Origin of the sequence: Butyricicoccus porcorum (assembly GCF_002157465.1) — a bacterium.
Taxonomy (GTDB): Bacteria; Bacillota; Clostridia; order Oscillospirales; family Butyricicoccaceae; genus Butyricicoccus_A; species Butyricicoccus_A porcorum.
Genome location: NZ_NHOC01000011.1, coordinates 38,859 through 60,747 on the forward strand (window position 1 = coordinate 38,859; position 21,889 = coordinate 60,747).

The window sequence follows — 21,889 nt, forward strand, 5'->3', positions numbered from 1 at the left end:
TAGATCATGGCTTTATTTGAAAGTTACGAAAGAAGAATTGATAAAATCAATGGCGTCCTCGCTGAGTACGGCATCTCCAGCGTAGAAGAGTGTGCCGAAATCTGCAAGGAAAAGGGCATTGATCCGGCAGCTACCGTTCGCTCTGTACAGCCGATCGCATTTGAGAACGCTTGCTGGGCATACACCGTAGGCGCTGCAATCGCAATCAAGAAGGGCGTTAAGACTGCTGCGGAAGCTGCGGAAGCGCTGGGCATCGGCCTTCAGGCATTCTGCATCCCGGGTTCCGTTGCAGACGACCGCAAGGTTGGTCTTGGCCACGGCAATCTGGCTGCTATGCTGCTGCGTGAGGAGACCAAGTGCTTTGCATTCCTCGCAGGCCATGAGTCCTTCGCTGCTGCAGAAGGCGCAATCGGTCTGGCACGTTCCGCAAACAAGGCTCGCAAGGAGCCGCTGCGTGTTATCCTGAACGGCCTGGGCAAGGATGCGGCTCAGATCATCTCCCGCATCAACGGCTTTACTTACGTACAGACCAAGTTCGATTACTACACCGGCGAGCTGGCAATTGTTCGCGAGATCGCATACTCTGACGGCGAGCGCTCCAAGGTTCGCTGTTTCGGCGCTGACGATGTCCGTGAAGGCGTTGCTATCATGCATCATGAGGGTGTTGACGTTTCCATCACTGGTAACTCCACCAACCCGACCCGCTTCCAGCATCCGGTTGCAGGCACATACAAGAAGGAATGCATTGAGCAGGGCAAGAAGTACTTCTCTGTTGCTTCCGGCGGCGGCACGGGCCGTACCCTGCATCCGGACAACATGGCAGCTGGCCCGGCTTCTTACGGCATGACCGATACCATGGGCCGCATGCACTCCGATGCACAGTTCGCAGGTTCGTCCTCCGTTCCGGCACACGTCGAAATGATGGGCTTCCTGGGCATGGGCAACAACCCGATGGTTGGCGCTTCCGTTGCTGTTGCAGTTGACGTAGCTGCTGCTATGAACAAGTAATCCGCTTTCTTTTGAAACTTTTTCGGTAGCTTCATTTCTGGCATAAATAATTTGACCGCACCGTGACCGCAAAATTTTTATCTGCGGTCAATGGGTGCGGTCTTTTTATTTGTTGTAAATTTGATCTATCAAGCTTCCGGCAATGTCACGCATGGTGTCCGTTACCTCAGCATAAATTCCCAGCGTGGTTTGTATATTTTTGTGTCCCAGCCGTTCCTGCACGACCAGCGGCGAAACGCCGGCTTCAATTAACATCGTTGTATGCGTATGCCGCAACGTGTGGAAATCAAATTCCGGCATTCCCAGTTCGCGGTGCGCGACTTTGCACAAGTGCTGTGTTACGCGTGGCTGAATGTATTCGCCGTTTTCGCGCACATTTACCAGATATACGGGCGTGCCGTTCTGCGCCCCGGAGATCGCACCTGACGAATCTAAATACAGGTAGGTATAATAATCGTCATAGTCTAATTGCGCCTGTTGCTGACGATTCTGCGCGTCCCGCAGGGCATTCAACATTTGGCTGTCCAATGTAATCGTGCGGACAGATTCGTATTTCGGCAGTACCAGCGTCCAGTGTCCATTGATCTCCTGCACCTGCCGGTTGACTGTCAGCGTGCGGGTATCAAAATCAATATCATCCCACGTCAAACCGAACACTTCCCCCAGTCGCAACCCGCAATGATATCCCAGCATCAGCGGCAGATAGCACGATGATCCGGCGGGGAAGCGACCGATCAGCCTGTCCCACTCCGTTTCGGTAATCGCGCGCCGGACTTTCTTGCGCTGCGGAACCGGTGGGGTTGCGCGGGTGGAAGGCAGCCGAACCCCGGACATTGGGGATATTTGTATATAGTGCATGGGCTCCACGGCATATCCAAACGCGCTGGTAAGGATGCCCTTTATGTTAGTCAGCGTGTTCCGACTGAATCCCTGCGTAAACATATCATTCAGCAGTTTTTGCAAGGTGGATGCCGTCACCGCTTTCAATTTGTATTTGCCGATCACGGGCAGGATATAGTTCCTGATCCGCTTTTTATACCCTTCTATGGTGGTTTTCTTCAATTCGACGGATCGCAGCGCAATCCATTCGTCAAAATAGTCGGCTACCGAAATTTCAGACGGTACAAAGTGCCGCCCAGCTTGATTGTATTCCACAAACGCCTTGTTTCCGGCAATTTCCGCCTCTTTTTTGGTGCGGAACCCGCCTTTACTGATTTCCTGACGTTTCCCATTTATATTAGCCCCGTAAAACCGGTACTGCCACGTCTTGCCGCGTTTTCGGGTAAAAATATCTGCCATAATATTTATCTCCTTTTATTTACTTTTCGCAAAAAGTGTAGTAAAATAAAAGGGTGAAATTTCCATCGACAAGAAATTTTCACCTCCGCCCCGTCCTGGTGCCGCAACGCCAGGGCGGGGTTTTCATTTATCAGTTAACCGTAAATGTTTTTTCCAGCTTGTCGTTGCCAAGTGAAATCAGTTCCGTGACTTCAACTTCAACTTCGGATTCACTTGTCAATACATAATACAGTTCGCAGGTAAGTGTTGCCCCGGTCTTGATTTCCTTGGACGCGTTTTCGTATTCGTCAGAAAATTCATCCATAAACGCAAGCTCCAGCTGTACGCCGTCCTGAAACGCCTGTGCATTAACGGCAGCGTCAAACATCATGTTTTCCTTCCCGTTATTGGTGTATTCATATTTTACACCGATTACCGGGTTTCCTTCGTAGTCCGTCAACCCGGTTTCTGCATCCAGAATTTTTACATGGTAGTCACCCAGATTGCCTTCGGATGCCGAAGCAGCGGCGTCTTCCTTCGGCGTTTCCTGCTGTGCAGCCTGCGCACTTCCGGCGTCCTGTGCAGCGCTGGTGTTTGTGTCCGTGCTTCCAGACCCGCCGCAAGCGGTCAGCATAGCCACCAGCATTGCAGATGCCATAATCATTGCCAATTTTCGTTTCATTTTTAGTTCCCTCCGTTTTGCTTTTTTTGCACTATGGCTGTCTAAATTATACATATTTACACCAAATTTTTCAATTGAAATTAACATAAATTTTATAATTTTCCATAATTTTGGCAATGACATGCTGCTGGTCGCAGCGCATAATATTTGCATGATAGTCATAAAAATTTGGGAAATGCGGAATTGCAGGGGATATTCGCTGCGCAAACTATCGAAAAAGTGCGGAATATCCAAAACCACACTAAACGATATAGAAAACGCAAAACTATCACCTACACTGGCACAGCTGGAACGCATAGCCGCTGCGCTGGACTGTCAGATGTGGCAACTGTTCGATAGCCCGTACAATAATGTCCGTGATCCCGGACATTTTGATAAAAACGTGGAAATTAAAGTAAAAACTGCTAAAATATAGATGAAGGATGAAATAATAAATGTTCCGTAAATCATTGATTGGAAGTGATACATAATGGAAGAAGAAAGAAAAATGCCGGAGCAAGAAGCTCCGGCGCATAGGAAAAATCTTGAACGGCTGTTACAACAATTAAATGCAACACCAAATCCAAAACAGACGCTTGCGCTAATGTGTTACTTGTTAAACCAATCGCGCACTGCGGACATCATAGCGGATAAAAACCGATAATCGCCATCTGATATGTCCGAATTTTCGGGTATTTTTATTCCGCACAATTTCAAAATGTTTACAAACGTTTCCATTTCCACAGACCCGCCCAAGTCAGGCACATCTTGACTGGGCGGGTCATTTTCGTCCAAATCGTCAACCGTAAAACCAAGACAATTTACGATAGCTTTTAGTGTGGTGTATTGCGGGTCTTTTGTCTGCCCGGCAAAAATTTTGTTTACCGTCCCTTTCGATATTCCTGATTCTGCCGAAATCTGATCTATCGTTTTGCCGCTCTGCCTTTTAAGGGACTTTAGCTTGTCCAGCCACATCTTACGCCCACCTCCTTTCTTAATACTATTATATATCATACGTCTTATGTATTCAAGAAAAAAATTACCGGATTCGGTAAAAAAATTACAAAAAATCTATTGACTTTTACCTTTGGCGGTAGTAATATATAAGCACAACAAACCGTATACGGTAAAAGCGAGGTGACGACAGCGTGAGAAACATCGAGAATGAGATGCCGAGAATGAACGTTACGTACAGAGATATTCAGGGCGTACTGCATTAATCATGCAGAGAGTACCACAGGATTTATTACGGGAATACGTGAAAAGCCAACACTTTACCAGCACAGCCGACATCATGCAAGCTATGAAAGAGATGTTCCGAGACGTCATTCAGCAGGTGATGGAAGTGGAGATGGAGGAGGAACTCGGTCATGAAAGATGCCAGCGTTCTGCCCCTACAGCAGGAGATCAACCCAGGAATTACCGCAACGGCTATTCCCGGAAGAAAGTAAAAACCCAGTTAGGCGAGATTGACATCAGGGTCCCGCGTGACCGCAACGGCAGCTTTGAGCCAAAGATTATTGGCAAGTATAGTCGGAATGCGGAGGGGATGGAGGACAAGATTCTGGCCCTATACGCCTGCGGGATGAGCCAGCGGGATATTGCAGAGCAGATCAAGAGCCTGTATGACGTGGACATTTCTCCTGAGTTGGTCACAAAGATCAGTGAGAAAATTATGCCAGAAGTTACAGCCTGGCAAAATCGCCCGCTGGAACCGGTCTACCCATTTATCTTTATGGATGCTATCCACTACAAGGTCAAGGAGGATCACCGATATGTGACCAAGGCTGCCTATGTAGTGCTGGGTATCACGATGGACGGTCAGAAGGATATCTTAGGTGTCTGGATTGGAGAGCACGAGAGCAGCAAATTTTGGCTAAATGTGTTGAATGACCTGAAAAGCAGAGGAGTTTTGGATGTTTATCTGTTCTGCACCGATGGTCTCTGTGGAATGCCCCAGGCGATTGAGGCGGTCTATCCCAAGGCAAGGCTGCAGCGCTGCATCGTGCACCAGATTCGCAGTTCTACCAAATATGTTAGCTACAAAGACATCCGTCAAGTCGTTGCCGATCTGAAGAAAATCTACACGGCAGTGACAGAAGACGAGGCCATACAACAACTGAAAAACTTTGCAGAAAAATGGTGCAGCCAATATCCTTCCTGCGTCAAGAGTTGGGAAGAGAATTGGGACGTGCTCAGCACCTTCTTCGAATATCCCATGGAGATTCGGAAGATCATATACACGACGAACATTATTGAGGGGCTGAACCGCCAGTTCCGGCAAATGACGAAGAACAAGCCGTCGTTCACCAACGACGATTCCTTGCGCCGGATGCTTTATCTGGCCTCACAGCGGATTGTGAAGCACTGGCATGCCCGGTGCCAGAACTGGGATCTGATTCTGAGCCAGTTGGAGATCATGTTCGCCGACCGCAGCGTTACCTGATTCCCAGGCTGTAGGCTTCCCGGCAGGCTCTGGCAGCATTCACGCCCTGCGGGCGCGCATATTGCAGAGCCTGCACGGGAGAACGGTAGCCAAGGGAATTCAGGCCAGCACATGCGCAGAAAACTGCACCATTCTTGACATTTGTCGAATATCGCTTACACAAAATTCTACGGAGTACCCGTGTTAAACCATGCGGACGTCTGGGTCTGCCGTGAATCAGACCTTTTTCGTGCATAATTCGCCTGATTCTACGTTTTCCTGTGTGGAATCCGTTCTGCTCCAAGGCAAGCTGCATTCGTTCCACGCCGTAATTGTCATTATAATCGGATTCATTCATAATCCTGTCTATTGCCGCCGAAAGAAGCGCGTCCTTAGACGGCTTACTGAGATTCTTCAGATATCGATAATATCCAGATTCGCTTACATGAAGAATTCTGCATAATAGTTCCACACTCCACTCCTTATCTGAATCTGTCTGTATAGAGTGGATAAAGCGGTATCGCTCATGTGCTTTTACTTCTTTCGGCGCGCTGCGAAAAAACCAAGAGCCTCCTGAAGTATATCGTTAGCTCGTTGGAGCTCTTTGACTTCCTTCTCCAGCTCAAGCATTCTTCGTTCCTGCTCGCTTGCCGGCAGTTGTTTATGACCACTTCCTACAAATGCCTGATCTCCGTATTTCTTTCGCTTACCTCGCCAGGTTGTGACTGTATTGTAGGGGATTCCAAGCTGGTCAGCCGCCTTCTTTGCTCCGATTTCATCTGAGAGCTTCAATGCTTCTTCTTTAAAATCTTTATCGTAGCTTCTTGCCATGATTTCTCACCGTTCCTTTGTTCTTATTCTATCATAGTTTGGTGAGTTTTCCGACTCTACTTAAATGATACCACTCCATTATTGAGCAGAACAGATTTAATAGATGATTCTGGAAATCTGACAAATAACGGGCTGGCAACACTGGCATTATACAATGACCAAGTAAAAATTTATACCGAGCAAGCCCAGCGATATGCTGAAGCAATCCGGGAAATTGACAGGCAGCTTGCAGATGACCCGGGAAACCAGAATCTGATTGACCGCAAAGCTGAGTTGGTAGCCGCACAACAGGACGTTATCAAGTCCGCAGCAGATGAAAAAGATGCAATTAAAGACCTGATAGAAGAGGCATATGACGCACAGATTGAATCATTACAGGACATTGTTGACGCTTATAAGGATTCTTTGGATGCTGCAAAAGATTTATATGATTATCAGAAGAAAATCCAGAAGGGTACAGAAACTATTGCATCAATCCAAAAACAGATTGCAGCCTATAGCGGGGATGTATCGGAAGAATCAAAAGCTAAGATTCAAAAATTACAGGTCGAGCTTCAAGATGCGCAGGAAGATTTACAGGAAACACAGGCGGACTATTTGCTTTCCCAGCAGAAAAAGTTATTGGATGACCTTATAAATGAATATGAAACGGCTTTGTATGCTGGATTAGATGATGTTGACGCAACTTTGAACAATATTCTTTCGGCGGTTGAAGATCCGCAAGCAATCAGTGCAGCCATTAAGGATGCAGCAGCAGATTATGGTTATGCAATATCTGATAGTCTGTCAGAAGTTATCCGCTTTGGAAATATAGAGGATGTACTTGACGGAATTGCAGACCACCTTGCATTTATTGTAGATGCAATCTCTATGAGTAGTAACAATGACCCTGTAATAGATTCAAACGGAAATGTATCTACCGTGCAAGAAGTTAGCGGAGTCCGTTCAAAGGTGTTTGGTTTTGCTGACGGTGGATATGTCGCAGACATCAAAAAGGCAGCAATTAGAAATGGGGACAATATCATTACAGTCAATACCTTGAAGAAAGGCGAATCTGTTTTGACTCCGCAACAAACACAGTGGTTTCAGGAATATGCCGATAATATGCCAGCTTTATCAAAATTAATTGATATTCAGAGTGCTGTTCCGTTAAGAAATATACAGCCCGCATTTAACTTTGATGTTAACATGACGTATGCGCCGCAGTTTCATGTCGATAAAGTTAATGACTATAAGGATATTCGCCTGTGTATGCAGGAAGATAGGGAGTTCCCCGAGTTTATTCAGTCTATGTCTGTCAACCTGCTAAACAGAGGATCTTCTTTGGCATATAAAAAATATTACAGGAGTTGATTTTATGCCGACAGCAACCAATATGCAGCAATTGAAGGAAATGCTTCAAAGTGAATTAAAAAATGCTATGCAGGAAGTCAACAAGGAATCTCTGAAAATCATGAAAAGGGAAACAGGAAACTTTTATAAGAGTAGCGTGCCGCCTGCCAAGTATCGTCGAACATATGCTTTAAGCAGAACACCAAGAACCACTACAGTTTCCAGTTTGGGGAATTTGGCAGGTTTTGAAGCTTATCTTGACCAAAACCATACCTATTCAACCGGACGGGATTTGCGTGCAATGTCCGCACTGTTGCCAGCAGCAGAAGCTCATACCTATGGCATCAAGGGCAATGGTGGATTTTGGAGACGCTCTGAAAGTGCTATTGGACAAAAATTAAAAGAAACTATGAAAAGTCACTTTGGATGATAAAAACCCCGATGCAGTTTTTTATTTCTGCATCGGGGGTACATGGTTTTAGGTGGCATGAGAACGCCTGTATTTGATTTTGATGTGGAGGAATATAGTTTGACCAACAACTGCGAAAAACTCGATATGGACGCTCTCAAGGCGGAATATGAACGCCTTGATAGGATTTTACTGGAAGTCATTGCAGACATGGCAGTTTTAAAATACCACATAGATTATATTGGAAAGGAAAATGATTGATGATAAATGAAGTAGCTTTAGCGGAAAACCTTTTAAATGGTGTAGGAATCAATAAAAAATGTATGTATTCCCACATTTATACGCTTGCAAAGTATTACTTATCGCAAGGGAATGACGAAGCGGAGACACGGAAATTGATTTTCACATGGGCAGGGCAGCAGAAAATCTGGATTGCGGACGAATACAATGTTAACCAGATTATCTATAAAGCACGGCATGATGGGCGTTCAATCCGGGATAAAGATATTATCAGAGTATCAAAAGATGATATAGAAGCAATCAAAGCCCGATTTGATGGTAAAAAAGTTCGCAAAGCAGCCTTGGGATTGCTTTGCACTGCTAAGGCAATAGCAGATCAGGACGGCATATTCCCGCTTTCACTGGTATCTTTTAGTAATTGGGTAGGCATTGGCAGCACGCAGATGTGTGAAAAGTACATGCCGGAGCTGATAATGTTTGAATATGTTCAAAAAATCCAATCCGAAGAGCAGAAAACAACGTCATGGAAATTTCAATGGGCTGGTAATTCTAACATAAAGAGCAAATCTAATTCCTATAAGATACTTGTCCCATTCAAAAATGAAGGGGAATATTTACTCAAACATAATGATTTAGATGCTTTGTATGATGAATGCTTTCAATAAAATATTAGTTTTAAAAATAAAATCCGCGCTTATCATGGCGCGGATCGGTTCAATCTATATTCTTTTCTCTCAGAGAATCAACTAAGGCTCTAACCAAACCACAGTCATTTGGAGCAAGGCCGGAGATATCGACAGTTTCTTTCTTTTCCAGACCAAGCAGGTAATCGGAGCTTACATGAAGAACAGACGCAAGTTTAACAATCACTTCCGGGGAAGGAACCCTATCGCCCAATTCGTAAAAAGAAATGATTGTATGCTGTACGCCTATCAGATCTGCAAGTTGTCGTTGCGTTAAGTGCTTTTGTTTGCGTAATCGCTTAAGCTTTTTGCCAAATTCTACCATAATATATACCTCATTCTACATTGATGGTAATATATAAAATTTACAATATGGTAGAAAATATTCATGAAATAGTAGATTTTTTCTGGTGAATATGCTATTCTATCAATGGAGGTGATGTTAAATGTCTTTAATTAAGTGCTGTGAATGTGGGAATCAGGTATCTGATAGAGCTGCTGTATGCCCACATTGCGGTTTTCCAATCGCAAATATTTCATCTAATTCTGAAGGTACTAATGGAACTGTTCGCATTAAATTAGAGCCAACTCCGAAAGTTATAAGCCAAAAAGTTACTATAAGCGGTTGCGGTGCATCTTGGCGTGGAACGACTGGTCAAGTTGCAGAGTTTTGTATTCACAAAGCTGGACAGATCAGAATACTTTATCACTCGACTTTATCGGTTGGCGATGGTGAGTGTACAGCAACTGTCAGTCCAACTTCAAGTAATATATTTGTAGTTCGTCCTAGACCTGTATTTGCGAGGTTGCGAACAAAACTTGATATACAAAGAGTTGACATTATTACCTGATGTTGGATATATGATTGCTTAAAATTCTCTACGTTCTCAAAATTGATATATAGTTGGAGGTATTATTATGGCTAAGAAAATCTGTGCATGTATATTGCTATCATCTTTTCTGGTAGTCGGTCTATCTGGATGTGGAAGTAATGATAAGTATGCCGATACGGTTAAAAGTGGTGTTTCAAAATACTACAGTGGCGAAAGTATGACAAAAGAAGAATATCAAGCAGCAAAGGGATTCCTTGATTGGAAAGAAAAAAATAGTTCGCAGACATATAGCCAATGGGATAATTAATAGAGGTATAGTTTATAGAAAATCCTTGATATTATCCTGCATTTATGTATTCTATATACATAGAAAAGACACACCGATATACGGTGCGTTCTCCCTCAGGCTACATAAAGAAATGACCGCCTAAGTTTGTCACGCTGGGCGGTTATTTCCTTTTGACTTTTTTCTGTTTTTGTGATAAGATAACAATAGAAAAGGAAAGACATACCGATAGACGGTATGTCCAAAATATTTTATCTTTCTTTACAAAAAGAAGTAACTACTTTGGCGGGCGGTTACTTCTTTTTGTTTATCAACTCTATCAACAACATAACAACAATGGAAATGATTGTAAGTACAACCATAAGCATTTCGTAATCGCTCATAGGGCAAGCCCTCCTTTCCTAAAAATCGGAGGGCAAAGAAGTTGCCCTCCGTTTGGAGGACATGCCGCCTACCGTTATGGTATGCCTTTCCCGGAACAAAGTTCCTACAATTATTATACCAAAATCGGCATATAAGGTCAAGATTTATCAAAATTTGTGCAAAAAATAAACCGCTGGGCAATCCGGCGGTTTATTTATCTATGAAAACATAATGAAGTTAATATTTTAAAAATGCTCAATTAAATCCTCTATGTGGCAATGCAGCAAAGTGCAAATCTTATCAAGGGTGTCCAGCGTAACCATTTTATTTTCCCTCATTTTTTGCATACTTCTTTGGGATATCAAGTTTTGGGTTTGGATAATATAGCTGCTGTATCCCGCAGCTTTTAACGCAGAAATGATATCAATTTTATAACGAAACGGCATGGATCTGACCTCCCCTTTACAGGTTAGTATACCATGCCGTTTTTTTAATGTCTATGCTGTTTTCTGTTCGCGCCGTTTCTTTGCCCGTTCTTTGGCAGCGTGCACGGAAGATTTTGAAAGCCCAAATTTATCACCGACTTGTGATAGGCTCATTCCCGCCTCAACCAGAGCAAGAATCTCGTTATCTCTGTCAATCTGGGTTTTGGGAGCAGAAGATTTGACTGTTTCCAGCTGCTGACGCATGGCTTTTAATAATTCCCTTGATTCTGCTAATTGCCGTTCCTTGTCGCGGGCTTCTCTGTAGTATTTTTGGGATTGTTCCGTTAATTCATTATTAGCCTGAATCAGATCAGCAACATCGGACTGTAAGTCCTCCAGTCGTTCCGACATGTCTTCAAGTTTATCTTGTGCATCTTCCAGCTCTTCAAGTTTGTTCTGAAGTCCTTCAGCTTTCAGACAACCATGCAGATAAGCCAGACAGTAAACAGGCATATAAGCCGATGATATCAGATTTTCAGGGCATTCTATACCGATAATCTGATGTAGTAAGGCTCTCGTTTCTGCTGCACCATAGTTTGACCATGCGCCCCGTGCTTCAAATTCACCGGAATATTGAAGATGTTCAAGCACCTTATCAACTTCTGGGGACTGTTTGACCGCTTCTTCCATTTTCCATATACCGGATTTAACACGGCATATCAGTATGATAAAGATGGCAGCAGCCAACAGCCAAATTCTTGCGTATGTAGTGATTGTTGGAAGCTGCACAGCAGCTACTGCAAGTAATATCACAAGTGACAGGCACAGCCGCAGCTTTCCGGCTAATACGTCCAATAACCCAAATGGATTGCATAATAAGAACAAAATCACAAGAGCCGCTATACAGTCCACATACATCTGAATTGTTCCGGCTTGAACAGCCCCATAGTATATGATGACTGGCAACGGTATGAACGGTATGAAATTTTTACATGTTTTCATAGGATCAACTTCCCCTCCCTGCTTTCGTTGACCTGCAAACCATGAGAAATCCTGCAAAATCTTAGTGTATACAGGCTCTAAAGTATTTTTTTACTGCTACTTTTCAGCGTTAAAAACGGTTCGTTCGATGAATTGAACGGTGTTTTCACTACTTTTGAACGGTTTTTCAGTGCATCTGAACGACTTGTTCCGGCTGTAGAACTACCTTGCAAATAAATCATACAGGAATATGAAAAGGAAATCTATTGGCAATATGAACCAAAACGGTTCATATTTTTTTAAATGAAAATTAAGATTTAAAAATCCTTTAAATATTAAGAAAGCCCTCTGGAAAAATTGTTTCTTATGGGCAACATCCAATGGTTGGCGCTTCCGTTGCTGTTGCAGTTGACGTAGCTGCTGCTATGAACAAGTAATTCTTGCTGAATTTACTGGAATAGAAAACTTTTCAGGCACCTGAGATTTTCTCGGGTGCCTGTTTTTCTGCCCGCGTCCACGCAATTGAAAAATGTGGACGTGTGGACGTGGACGGGGAGAGGATTTGATAAAACAAAGGGGCAAATGCAAAAAGCATTTGCCCTTAACTGGTTTGTAGTATCAACATAATCCAAGTTTCCTACACTATGGTTTATTTTTTCAGATGCTGATATATTATATAATATATCATTCGCTTTGATGCTTACCGGAGAAAAGACCGGATTATTTTTTGGGTGTAATACCTTCCAACTTTGTGATATTTTATGTATAATAAAATATGGAGACAAGCAGGGGGAAAGAAACAATTCATCCGACGCACTGTTTCCGCAGTGTGTCGGATTTTTTTATATATAGTTTCACAAAATAAGGAGGAAAAGTATGAAAAAAAGACTGCTGGCGTTTGCTATGACAGTCGTATTTGCTGTGACAGGAATAGTACCAGCATTTGCGGTAGAGCAAACGGACGAAAATGCGGAACAAAAACATCAGCTATCATCTGATGTATCAGTTCCGGCGGATGCGCTTGTCTATAATGGACATGCGTATTATGTATACAGCAATAGTTCTTCATGGGAAGACGCGGTTGCTTTCTGTGAATCTAAGGGCGGTTATATGGCTGCAATCACCTCACAGGATGAAAATGACACGGTATATAAGTATATCAGAGACCAGGGATATGAAAATGCTTATTTCGGTTTGACAGATGAGGGGCATGAAGGAACCTGGACATGGATCAACGGCGAGAAAAGTGCCTATAGAAATTGGGCGAGCGGGGAACCGAACAATTCGGGAGACGAAAACTATGCCATGTTCTATTATAAATTTACAGATGGAACATGGAATGATGGCAATTTTGGAGAAGGTACACAAAACGATTCCAAAACATTTCTGTGCGAATGGGACTTTGCAGAAGGGATCAATGTGGGAGACCAGAGCATTGTTGTTGGAGAAACAAATGATTTAACCATTGGCGTATGTATGAAAGACGGCAGTGCGAATAAACTGGCTCAAAAAGCAGAGGTTTCGGTTGAAAACACCACAATCGCATCTGCCAGCAGGGTAAACGGTATTACCAAGCTGCCGGACAGCAAGATTGCATTTTTCACAGTCCGGGTTACTGGCAAGGAAATTGGCTCCACCAAACTGACCGTTAAATGCAGTGACGATGTGACAAAAACCATTACATTGAATGTCGTGGACAAGCCATCAGTTGATATTCATGCACAGGCAAATACAGCGATGGAGCAGGCTGGCATTAGTGAAGACTGTATTATACCGGATGACATTAAACTTTCTCTGGGAGACATCAAAGGCCCTGTCATCCAACTTGGAAAAAAAGAATTTAATCTGTTTGAATTGTCCGGTTCGGTTGAACTGGGCTTTGGTGAAGCAAATTTTCAGACTCTGGTGGATGGAACAGACAAGACCATCAAGATTATGGCAGGCATGAAGCAGGCGGAAAATGCCAGCATTGAACCGGATGGAAAGAAAACCGGTAATACAGACCAGTGGAAGAAATCATATGACCAGGTAAAATCTATGTATCAGGATGTTACCGGAAAGAAGGTAGATACAACCCGGCTGTGGAACAAATATCAAACCCTGCGTAAAAATCTCAAAAAGACAAAGTCCACAATGGTTATCGGTGTAGATGGACAGCTTGCCCTGTATGCGGAATTCAGTTATGCAAGCGGCGAGCCGGAGTTGCTGGAATGCGGTGCAACGCTAGCAGTTTCTGCAAACGGAAGCGTAGACTGCCACGTACACCCACCGGTTTATATTACATTTGGTGCAAAGGTTGGAGCCGACGGCAGCATTGCCCTGACGCCGAATCTGGATGCAAAAACCGTTGCAGCTTTGATGAAAATTACACCGGCATTCACTGCAAACATTGGCATTGGTGTCGGAGAGAAGAAGGCCAAGACATATGTCGAAGGCGGCTTCCAGGGAACAATGGAAGCACCGATTCAGGTATCGACAAATTCCTCTAAAAACAGCGTAGAGGTAAACCTGAAGGGGTCGCTTTACTGGAAGACAGAGGTACTGGGTATCTTTAAAAAGACCGGCACAATGGATTTGGGCGACCCGGTTCAGATATATTCGTCAAATGAAAAATCCAAAGCGCGGAACACGCTGCAGGATATTACAGTGCGAGAGGACGAGTTGGTACCGGAGCCGCGCACGCGGGCAGCTCAGAGCGCAATCAGGCAAGAACGGGAGTCCGGCATCGATGAACTTTGGATCGAAAATACCTTTGGGCACAGCAGTCCGCAAATGGTTATGCTGGAGAACGGCAACCGTGTGCTGATGTGGCTGGGAGAAAACAGCGAAAAGGCGGACGATGACCGGACGACTTTGTATTATTGTGTATATGATGTGGAAGCAGGCGCATGGGGAGATATTGAACCGGCACTGGAAAACAATGCATATAACGGCGTTCCGCAATTGTGTGTCAATGGGAATACTGTATTCCTCGTATGGCAGCGGGCAAGCCAGACGCTGGGAACATCCGGCGATTTGGATGCCGTGAGTGCCTGCCTTGATCTGTGGTATTCTGAGCTGAGGGACGGCAGCTTCACCACACCGGTCTGCATTTCCGAACAGGACAACGGACTGGCAAAGGCCGAATACACCGTTGCAACGGATGGCTCGACGACAGCAGTTGCATGGCTGGAAAATTCGGCAAATGATCTGCTGTATACGGAAGGGACCAATGTATTGTACGTTCGCTCCTGCTCGGAGGGCACCTGGCAGACAATCGAACAGATTGTTTCCACAACGGATATTATTTCGGATGTCGATCTTTCGGTAACCGATGGAACTGTTTCTGTCACCTATCAGTTGAGCGATGATACCGGAGCGGTGTCTCTGTATGTCGACAACGGACAGACAAAGACGATTGAGGAGAATGCACCTGTTACCAAATCCATGTGGTTTGGCGGCAAGCTGTATTACTTAAAGGATTCTGTATTGTATGTTTACGATGGTATCAGTTCCACACAGACCAATCTGACCGATCTGAGCAATTTCGATCTGACAACCAACGGCACGCAGACCTGCCTGACGACGATTGTCAGTGATGGGGAGTGCGGTGAAATTTATCGCAGCGATTACAATGCAACACAGGACATCTGGTCGCCGCTGGTACAGATTTCGGATTATCATACTTATATCCGCAGCTATAGCGCTGTGATGGAATCTACAGGCAGTCTGGAGCTGGCAAACAATCTGGTGGAGCTGACAGACAGTGACGAAGACCGGTATGGGGATGCATCGCTTCGCGTTACCGGACAGACAGAGTATTTTGATCTGTCAGTGGAGGAGGATCTCTACTATGATACGGAAAATGTTGTTCCCGGACAGGAACTTCCGCTGACTCTGACGGTTCACAACAACAGCAATGAAGCAGTCAGCAGTCTGACTGCGGAAATTCTGGATGCAGATGGAAATGTTTTGCAGACCAATCAGGTTGATGTGTCTATTCCATCCGGTGAAAGCGCAGAGGTTAGCACATCGTATACGCTGCCGGAAGACCTGAACCGCCAGATAATTGCTGTCAGAATCAGCGATGAGCATGCGGAGGCTGTAGAGGATAATAACTCTGCGAGCGCCGAGCTGGGCTATGGAGATCTTGCAGTAGAGAATCTGGAAGCAACGATGCAGGAAGGCGTTCCGGTACTGAAGGGCAATCTGGTCAATCGCGGGTATGAAACGGTTGAAAATATTGCATTGAACATCTTTGACCCGAATGCAGAAGAGACAGAGCTGGATACCCTCACACTTTCGACTGCTCTGGAGGCGGGAGAAAGCTGTGAATTTGCGTATTATCTGCCAGAACAATACTGGTCGCTGTTGAATGACAGCATGATGTATGAAATTTGCGTACAGGCAACAACGGATACGCAGGAGAGCCGCTCAGACAACAATGATGCACGTACTGTATTTGGCGATTTACAGCAGACGGTGGATGTGCCGGAGCTCAGTATCATCACTCAGCCGGAAGATTACAGCGGCATAGTTGGCGAAACGGCCAGCTTTACGGTTGATGCGACAGGCAAGAACTTTACCTGTCAGTGGCAGGTAAACACGACAGGAGAATGGAAAAATTCCACTATGACAGGAAATGATACCTGTACACTGAGCGTACCGATCGCAGCAAAGCGCGATGGACAGAAGTATCGCGTTATACTGACGGATGGTGACGGAAATACAGTTACTTCGGAGGAAGCAACGCTGCATGTTCAGCCGGATCCTATTACGATTACATCCCAGCCGGCTGATTATACCGGTGCGGTCGGCGACACTGCAACATTCACAGTAGAAGCCGAAGGCGAAAATCTGAGCTATCAGTGGCAGTACCAGAATGCGGGCTCCAATTCCTGGCAGAAGTCGTCGCAGACCGGCAACCAGACCGACACGGTATGTGTGCCGATTACGGCAAAGCGTGACGGTCAGAAGTACCGCGTCGTGATTACAGATGGAGACGGTAATACACTTACATCGAACGCAGCAACACTGCATGTGGAGGAAGCTGCGATCACGATTAAAACGCAGCCRGCTGATTATACCGGTGCGGTCGGCGACACTGCAACATTCACAGTAGAAGCCGAAGGCGAAAATCTGAGCTATCAGTGGCAGTACCAGAATGCGGGCTCCAATTCCTGGCAGAAGTCGTCGCAGACCGGCAACCAGACCGACACGGTATGTGTGCCGATTACGGCAAAGCGTGACGGTCAGAAGTACCGCGTCGTGATTACAGATGGAGACGGTAATACACTTACATCGAACGCAGCAACACTGCATGTGGAGGAAGCTGCGATCACGATTAAAACGCAGCCGGCTGATTATACCGGTGCGGTCGGCGACACTGCAACATTCACAGTAGAAGCCGAAGGCGAAAATCTGAGCTATCAGTGGCAGTACCAGAATGCGGGCTCCAATTCCTGGCAGAAGTCGTCGCAGACCGGCAACCAGACCGACACGGTATGTGTGCCGATTACGGCAAAGCGTGACGGTCAGAAGTACCGCGTCGTGATTACAGATGGAGACGGTAATACACTTACATCGAACGCAGCAACACTGCATGTGGAGGAAGCTGCGATCACGATTAAAACGCAGCCGGCTGATTATACCGGTGCGGTCGGCGACACTGCAACATTCACAGTAGAAGCCGAAGGCGAAAATCTGAGCTATCAGTGGCAGTACCAGAATGCGGGCTCCAATTCCTGGCAGAAGTCGTCGCAGACCGGCAACCAGACCGACACGGTATGTGTGCCGATTACGGCAAAGCGTGACGGTCAGAAGTACCGCGTCGTGATTACAGATGGAGACGGTAATACACTTACATCGAACGCAGCAACACTGCATGTGGAGGAAGCTGCGATCACGATTAAAACGCAGCCAGCTGATTATACCGGTGCGGTCGGCGACACTGCAACATTCACAGTAGAAGCCGAAGGCGAAAATCTGAGCTATCAGTGGCAGTACCAGAATGCGGGCTCCAATTCCTGGCAGAAGTCGTCGCAGACCGGCAACCAGACCGACACGGTATGTGTGCCGATTACGGCAAAGCGCGATGGTCAGAAGTACCGCGTCGTGATTACAGATGGAGACGGTAATACACTTACATCGAACGCGGCAACACTGATAGTTTCGTAAAAGGATAGATTATCATCTTTTCATTTGCCTGAATCCGAAAGAATAGGTAAAAAAGAGATCTGGCGGACTGTTTTTCAGTCCGCCGGATTTTTTATGCATCACAGCCTTTTGAATACTGTAATGCTGTTGAAAAAGGGAATGATGTTGTATAATTTTAGTTGACAACTGATTCTCAAGGATTAAAAATATAATCAAGAGAAAAAGGAGACAACAACGATGCCACAAAACAGAACCTATGATATGGAATATAAAGTACAAGCAGTTAAACTGGCGTTGGAAATTGGTACAACGAAGGCAGCCAAAGAACTTGGTATTCCAGCGAACACCCTGCATACATGGATGCGTCAGTACCGTCTGGGCAACTTGAGCCTGGGAGCCGGCACACAGACACCGCAAAGAGCCATGACTCTGAGTGAAGAAATTCAGCTGCTTCGCAAACAGGTTAAAGAGCAGAACAAGGAAATCAAACGGCTCAGAGAAGAAAATGAATTTCTGGAGGAAGCCAGCGCTTTTTTCGCCGCGAGCCGTCGGAGGTCTGCAAGAACGAAAGAATGAAATTCATTGCCTTGAAAACCAACGATGGCCAGAACACGGGGAAAATCGCATTCTACTGTAAGTTGCTCCATGTCAGCAGGCAGGGGTTCTAAAAATATCTGAAGGCCCAGACTCGCCCATGGAAGTATCAGGATTTGGCTGATGCCATGCTGGAGATCCTTGCAGAAGACGAATGCAACGATACTTACGGTCGAATCCGCATGTATCAGGCTTTACGTCTGAAACAGCCACAGGGCGTGCAAATTCCAAGTGAACGGACGGTATACCGGATCATGGAGGAACTGGGTATCAGCCACACACCAAGGCGCAAGCCCAATGGCATTACCAGAGCAGATAAGGAAACTCGTAAATCCGATGATCTGCTAAGACGCAATTTTGACGCAGACAAACCACTAACGAAGTGCGTTACGGATATTACTGAAGTCAAAGGAAAAGATGGAAAGCTATAGAACGATACAATGTGACAGATCAGGTACATATATTCGTTTATTTGACTGGAATAATGATTCTGACAAAGGAATGTTCATTTAAAGTTCTGTTATTGGGATTAAAAGACAATTTTTTTTGAATTTAGATGACAGAAAAATAATCTCTGCACAAAATCGCCGCAAATATTGGAATTGTCAAGAAAAGTGCAGTCTAAAAACTCACAAATTTTAAGCAGCAGATGAATGATACATATTGTGGTAATGTGTCTTATAAACAGCGGGTGGAAGCCCTAAGGGATTCGACGTATATACTCGCTTCCGATTATAGTAGATAAACACATATCGAAAGATAATAGATTTAACCTCCGCCATTGGCATTCGGTAAGTAGGAATTCTATAGAGCAGTTCCTTCTTCAAAGTTGCGAAGAAGCTCTCCATTCGGGCGTTATCGTAGCAGTGTGCCACACCGCTTAAGCTCTGCAGCATACCATATTCAGAAAGTTTTTTCTTGAACGCCTCGCTGGTATACTGGCTTCCGCGATCGCTATGAAGTGTCGCGCCTCGAACCGGATACCGGCAGGCAACTGCCTTGAGTGTATTGATACAAAGTTCTTTTCGCATATTGTCATCCATCTGAAGAGAAAGAATCTCACCGTTAAAGCAATCCATAATCGGGGAAATATAGAGTTTTCCGTCCAGGCAGCCGATCTGCGTGATATCTGTCAGCAGTTTTTGATACGGGGTATCAGCCCGAAAATCCTGCTTGATCAGATTTTCCTCCTCTTGAATTTCGGTGGCAGCGCGTGTTAAACCATGCGGACGTCTGGGTCTGCCGTGAATCAGACCTTTTTCGTGCATAATTCGCCTGATTCTACGTTTTCCTGTGTGGAATCGAGACCCCTGAAAATTTCGTGTAAACGACAAGCTTCGGCAGTATGATTGAACTCCAATCCGTCAAGAATGGAAGCAACCACCTAAACGGAAAAGGAGACAATAATCATGCAGAGAGTACCACAGGATTTATTACGGGAATACGTGAAAAGCCAACACTTTACCAGCACAGCCGACATCATGCAAGCTATGAAAGAGATGTTCCGAGACGTCATTCAGCAGGTGATGGAAGTGGAGATGGAGGAGGAACTCGGTCATGAAAGATGCCAGCGTTCTGCCCCTACAGCAGGAGATCAACCCAGGAATTACCGCAACGGCTATTCCCGGAAGAAAGTAAAAACCCAGTTAGGCGAGATTGACATCAGGGTCCCGCGTGACCGCAACGGCAGCTTTGAGCCAAAGATTATTGGCAAGTATAGTCGGAATGCGGAGGGGATGGAGGACAAGATTCTGGCCCTATACGCCTGCGGGATGAGCCAGCGGGATATTGCAGAGCAGATCAAGAGCCTGTATGACGTGGACATTTCTCCTGAGTTGGTCACAAAGATCAGTGAGAAAATTATGCCAGAAGTTACAGCCTGGCAAAATCGCCCGCTGGAACCGGTCTACCCATTTATCTTTATGGATGCTATCCACTACAAGGTCAAGGAGGATCACCGATATGTGACCAAGGCTGCCTATGTAGTGCTGGGTATCACGATGGACGGTCAGAAGGATATCTTAGGTGTCTGGATTGGAGAGCACGAGAGCAGCAAATTTTGGCTAAATGTGTTGAATGACCTGAAAAGCAGAGGAGTTTTGGATGTTTATCTGTTCTGCACCGATGGTCTCTGTGGAATGCCCCAGGCGATTGAGGCGGTCTATCCCAAGGCAAGGCTGCAGCGCTGCATCGTGCACCAGATTCGCAGTTCTACCAAATATGTTAGCTACAAAGACATCCGTCAAGTCGTTGCCGATCTGAAGAAAATCTACACGGCAGTGACAGAAGACGAGGCCATACAACAACTGAAAAACTTTGCAGAAAAATGGTGCAGCCAATATCCTTCCTGCGTCAAGAGTTGGGAAGAGAATTGGGACGTGCTCAGCACCTTCTTCGAATATCCCATGGAGATTCGGAAGATCATATACACGACGAACATTATTGAGGGGCTGAACCGCCAGTTCCGGCAAATGACGAAGAACAAGCCGTCGTTCACCAACGACGATTCCTTGCGCCGGATGCTTTATCTGGCCTCACAGCGGATTGTGAAGCACTGGCATGCCCGGTGCCAGAACTGGGATCTGATTCTGAGCCAGTTGGAGATCATGTTCGCCGACCGCAGCGTTACCTGATTCCCAGGCTGTAGGCTTCCCGGCAGGCTCTGGCAGCATTCACGCCCTGCGGGCGCGCATATTGCAGAGCCTGCACGGGAGAACGGTAGCCAAGGGAATTCAGGCCAGCACATGCGCAGAAAACTGCACCATTCTTGACATTTGTCGAATATCGCTTACACAAAATTCTACGGAGTACCCGTGTTAAACCATGCGGACGTCTGGGTCTGCCGTGAATCAGACCTTTTTCGTGCATAATTCGCCTGATTCTACGTTTTCCTGTGTGGAATCCGTTCTGCTCCAAGGCAAGCTGCATTCGTTCCACGCCGTAATTGTCATTATAATCGGATTCATTCATAATCCTGTCTATTGCCGCCGAAAGAAGCGCGTCCTTAGACGGCTTACTGAGATTCTTCAGATATCGATAATATCCAGATTCGCTTACATGAAGAATTCTGCATAATAGTTCCACACTCCACTCCTTATCTGAATCTGTCTGTATAGAGTGGATAAAGCGGTATCGCTCATGTGCTTTTACTTCTTTCGGCGCGCTGCGAAAAAACCAAGAGCCTCCTGAAGTATATCGTTAGCTCGTTGGAGCTCTTTGACTTCCTTCTCCAGCTCAAGCATTCTTCGTTCCTGCTCGCTTGCCGGCAGTTGTTTATGACCACTTCCTACAAATGCCTGATCTCCGTATTTCTTTCGCTTACCTCGCCAGGTTGTGACTGTATTGTAGGGGATTCCAAGCTGGTCAGCCGCCTTCTTTGCTCCGATTTCATCTGAGAGCTTCAAT

At 45.5% G+C, this 21,889-nt stretch carries 24 protein-coding genes; 13 read left to right on the top strand and 11 right to left on the bottom strand.

Annotation, left to right across the window (positions count from 1 at the left end):
- The first annotated feature begins 6 nt into the window (after positions 1–6).
- Positions 7–1,008, top strand: coding sequence for a GGGtGRT protein (locus tag CBW42_RS12025; RefSeq protein WP_087021899.1), 1,002 nt, complete (start codon positions 7–9; stop codon positions 1,006–1,008).
- Between the two features lie 105 nt (positions 1,009–1,113).
- On the opposite strand, the gene CBW42_RS12030 is transcribed toward CBW42_RS12025, so the two are convergent.
- Complete coding sequence (locus CBW42_RS12030; RefSeq protein ID WP_087021901.1) at positions 1,114–2,307, bottom strand: site-specific integrase; 1,194 nt, start codon at positions 2,305–2,307, stop codon at positions 1,114–1,116.
- A 130-nt stretch (positions 2,308–2,437) separates the two neighbouring features.
- Complete coding sequence (locus tag CBW42_RS12035; protein WP_165761174.1) at positions 2,438–2,968, bottom strand: DUF5067 domain-containing protein; 531 nt, start codon at positions 2,966–2,968, stop codon at positions 2,438–2,440.
- Between the two features lie 175 nt (positions 2,969–3,143).
- On the opposite strand from CBW42_RS12035, the gene CBW42_RS12040 reads away from it, so the two are divergent.
- Positions 3,144–3,383, top strand: a complete 240-nt coding sequence (locus tag CBW42_RS12040; protein WP_242969876.1) for a helix-turn-helix domain-containing protein — start codon at positions 3,144–3,146, stop codon at positions 3,381–3,383.
- 173 nt (positions 3,384–3,556) lie between these two features.
- Here the strand turns inward: CBW42_RS12040 and CBW42_RS12045 are convergent, their stop codons facing one another.
- The gene (locus CBW42_RS12045) at positions 3,557–3,922 is read right to left on the bottom strand and encodes a helix-turn-helix domain-containing protein (RefSeq protein ID WP_165761175.1); all 366 of its coding nucleotides are present in this window, start codon (positions 3,920–3,922) and stop codon (positions 3,557–3,559) included.
- Between the two features lie 247 nt (positions 3,923–4,169).
- On the opposite strand from CBW42_RS12045, the gene CBW42_RS12050 reads away from it, so the two are divergent.
- The gene (locus CBW42_RS12050; RefSeq protein ID WP_087018140.1) at positions 4,170–5,393 is read left to right on the top strand and encodes an IS256 family transposase; all 1,224 of its coding nucleotides are present in this window, start codon (positions 4,170–4,172) and stop codon (positions 5,391–5,393) included.
- Here CBW42_RS12050 and CBW42_RS12055 read toward each other — a convergent pair.
- Positions 5,386–5,844 carry an IS3 family transposase gene (locus CBW42_RS12055; RefSeq protein WP_087018656.1) on the bottom strand — a complete coding sequence of 153 codons (459 nt, stop codon included), beginning with the start codon at positions 5,842–5,844 and terminating at the stop codon, positions 5,386–5,388. The genes CBW42_RS12050 and CBW42_RS12055 overlap by 8 nt on opposite strands.
- Before the next feature lie 62 nt (positions 5,845–5,906).
- Positions 5,907–6,203: a transposase gene (locus CBW42_RS12060; RefSeq protein ID WP_087017840.1), complete on the bottom strand. Its 297-nt coding sequence runs from the start codon at positions 6,201–6,203 to the stop codon at positions 5,907–5,909.
- A gap of 81 nt (positions 6,204–6,284) precedes the next feature.
- Here CBW42_RS12060 and CBW42_RS12065 point away from each other — a divergent pair, with 81 nt between their 5' ends.
- Genes CBW42_RS12065 through CBW42_RS12075 form a run of 4 tightly spaced genes read left to right on the top strand, consistent with a single transcriptional unit; the run spans position 6,285 to position 8,849 of the window.
- Positions 6,285–7,556: a coiled-coil domain-containing protein gene (locus CBW42_RS12065; RefSeq protein ID WP_087021910.1), complete on the top strand. Its 1,272-nt coding sequence runs from the start codon at positions 6,285–6,287 to the stop codon at positions 7,554–7,556.
- Between the two features lie 4 nt (positions 7,557–7,560).
- The gene (locus CBW42_RS12070) at positions 7,561–7,965 is read left to right on the top strand and encodes a hypothetical protein (protein WP_087021913.1); all 405 of its coding nucleotides are present in this window, start codon (positions 7,561–7,563) and stop codon (positions 7,963–7,965) included.
- A 42-nt stretch (positions 7,966–8,007) separates the two neighbouring features.
- A complete protein-coding gene (locus CBW42_RS14495; RefSeq protein ID WP_133058308.1) occupies positions 8,008–8,205 on the top strand; it encodes a hypothetical protein in 198 nt (65 codons plus the stop codon).
- The gene (locus CBW42_RS12075; RefSeq protein WP_087021915.1) at positions 8,205–8,849 is read left to right on the top strand and encodes a hypothetical protein; all 645 of its coding nucleotides are present in this window, start codon (positions 8,205–8,207) and stop codon (positions 8,847–8,849) included. Before CBW42_RS14495 ends, CBW42_RS12075 begins: the two co-directional genes overlap by 1 nt.
- A gap of 49 nt (positions 8,850–8,898) precedes the next feature.
- Here the strand turns inward: CBW42_RS12075 and CBW42_RS12080 are convergent, their stop codons facing one another.
- Complete coding sequence (locus CBW42_RS12080; RefSeq protein WP_087021918.1) at positions 8,899–9,192, bottom strand: helix-turn-helix domain-containing protein; 294 nt, start codon at positions 9,190–9,192, stop codon at positions 8,899–8,901.
- A gap of 121 nt (positions 9,193–9,313) precedes the next feature.
- Between CBW42_RS12080 and CBW42_RS14500 the strand changes: the two genes are divergently transcribed.
- Both CBW42_RS14500 and CBW42_RS12085 read left to right on the top strand, forming a co-directional pair.
- A complete protein-coding gene (locus CBW42_RS14500) occupies positions 9,314–9,718 on the top strand; it encodes a hypothetical protein (protein WP_133058309.1) in 405 nt (134 codons plus the stop codon).
- Positions 9,719–9,785: 67 nt separating this feature from the next.
- Entirely contained in the window at positions 9,786–10,007 is a 222-nt protein-coding gene (locus tag CBW42_RS12085; protein WP_087021921.1) for a hypothetical protein, read from the top strand.
- A gap of 587 nt (positions 10,008–10,594) precedes the next feature.
- Here the strand turns inward: CBW42_RS12085 and CBW42_RS12090 are convergent.
- Both CBW42_RS12090 and CBW42_RS12095 read right to left on the bottom strand, forming a co-directional pair.
- Complete coding sequence (locus CBW42_RS12090) at positions 10,595–10,795, bottom strand: helix-turn-helix domain-containing protein (RefSeq protein ID WP_087021924.1); 201 nt, start codon at positions 10,793–10,795, stop codon at positions 10,595–10,597.
- Between the two features lie 51 nt (positions 10,796–10,846).
- Positions 10,847–11,776, bottom strand: a complete 930-nt coding sequence (locus CBW42_RS12095; RefSeq protein WP_087021927.1) for a hypothetical protein — start codon at positions 11,774–11,776, stop codon at positions 10,847–10,849.
- An 855-nt stretch (positions 11,777–12,631) separates the two neighbouring features.
- Between CBW42_RS12095 and CBW42_RS12100 the strand changes: the two genes are divergently transcribed.
- The 3 genes from CBW42_RS12100 (at position 12,632) to CBW42_RS12110 (ending at position 18,915) form a co-directional block, all read left to right on the top strand.
- Entirely contained in the window at positions 12,632–17,911 is a 5,280-nt protein-coding gene (locus tag CBW42_RS12100) for a lectin-like protein (protein WP_087021930.1), read from the top strand.
- Between the two features lie 216 nt (positions 17,912–18,127).
- A complete protein-coding gene (locus CBW42_RS12105; protein WP_087021933.1) occupies positions 18,128–18,466 on the top strand; it encodes a transposase in 339 nt (112 codons plus the stop codon).
- A gap of 134 nt (positions 18,467–18,600) precedes the next feature.
- On the top strand, positions 18,601–18,915 hold the full coding sequence (locus tag CBW42_RS12110) for an IS3 family transposase (protein WP_407922972.1): 315 nt from the start codon (positions 18,601–18,603) through the stop codon (positions 18,913–18,915).
- A 207-nt stretch (positions 18,916–19,122) separates the two neighbouring features.
- Here CBW42_RS12110 and CBW42_RS12115 read toward each other — a convergent pair whose 3' ends face one another.
- Positions 19,123–19,818, bottom strand: a complete 696-nt coding sequence (locus tag CBW42_RS12115; protein ID WP_278308597.1) for an IS3 family transposase — start codon at positions 19,816–19,818, stop codon at positions 19,123–19,125.
- 75 nt (positions 19,819–19,893) lie between these two features.
- Here CBW42_RS12115 and CBW42_RS12120 point away from each other — a divergent pair, with 75 nt between their 5' ends.
- The gene (locus CBW42_RS12120) at positions 19,894–21,117 is read left to right on the top strand and encodes an IS256 family transposase (RefSeq protein WP_087018140.1); all 1,224 of its coding nucleotides are present in this window, start codon (positions 19,894–19,896) and stop codon (positions 21,115–21,117) included.
- Here CBW42_RS12120 and CBW42_RS12125 read toward each other — a convergent pair.
- Both CBW42_RS12125 and CBW42_RS12130 read right to left on the bottom strand, forming a co-directional pair.
- Positions 21,110–21,568: an IS3 family transposase gene (locus CBW42_RS12125; protein ID WP_087018656.1), complete on the bottom strand. Its 459-nt coding sequence runs from the start codon at positions 21,566–21,568 to the stop codon at positions 21,110–21,112. The two genes, CBW42_RS12120 and CBW42_RS12125, sit on opposite strands and share 8 nt — an antisense overlap.
- Before the next feature lie 62 nt (positions 21,569–21,630).
- Positions 21,631–21,889: transposase (locus CBW42_RS12130; RefSeq protein WP_087021940.1), on the bottom strand; the 259-nt coding region annotated here is incomplete at its 5' end.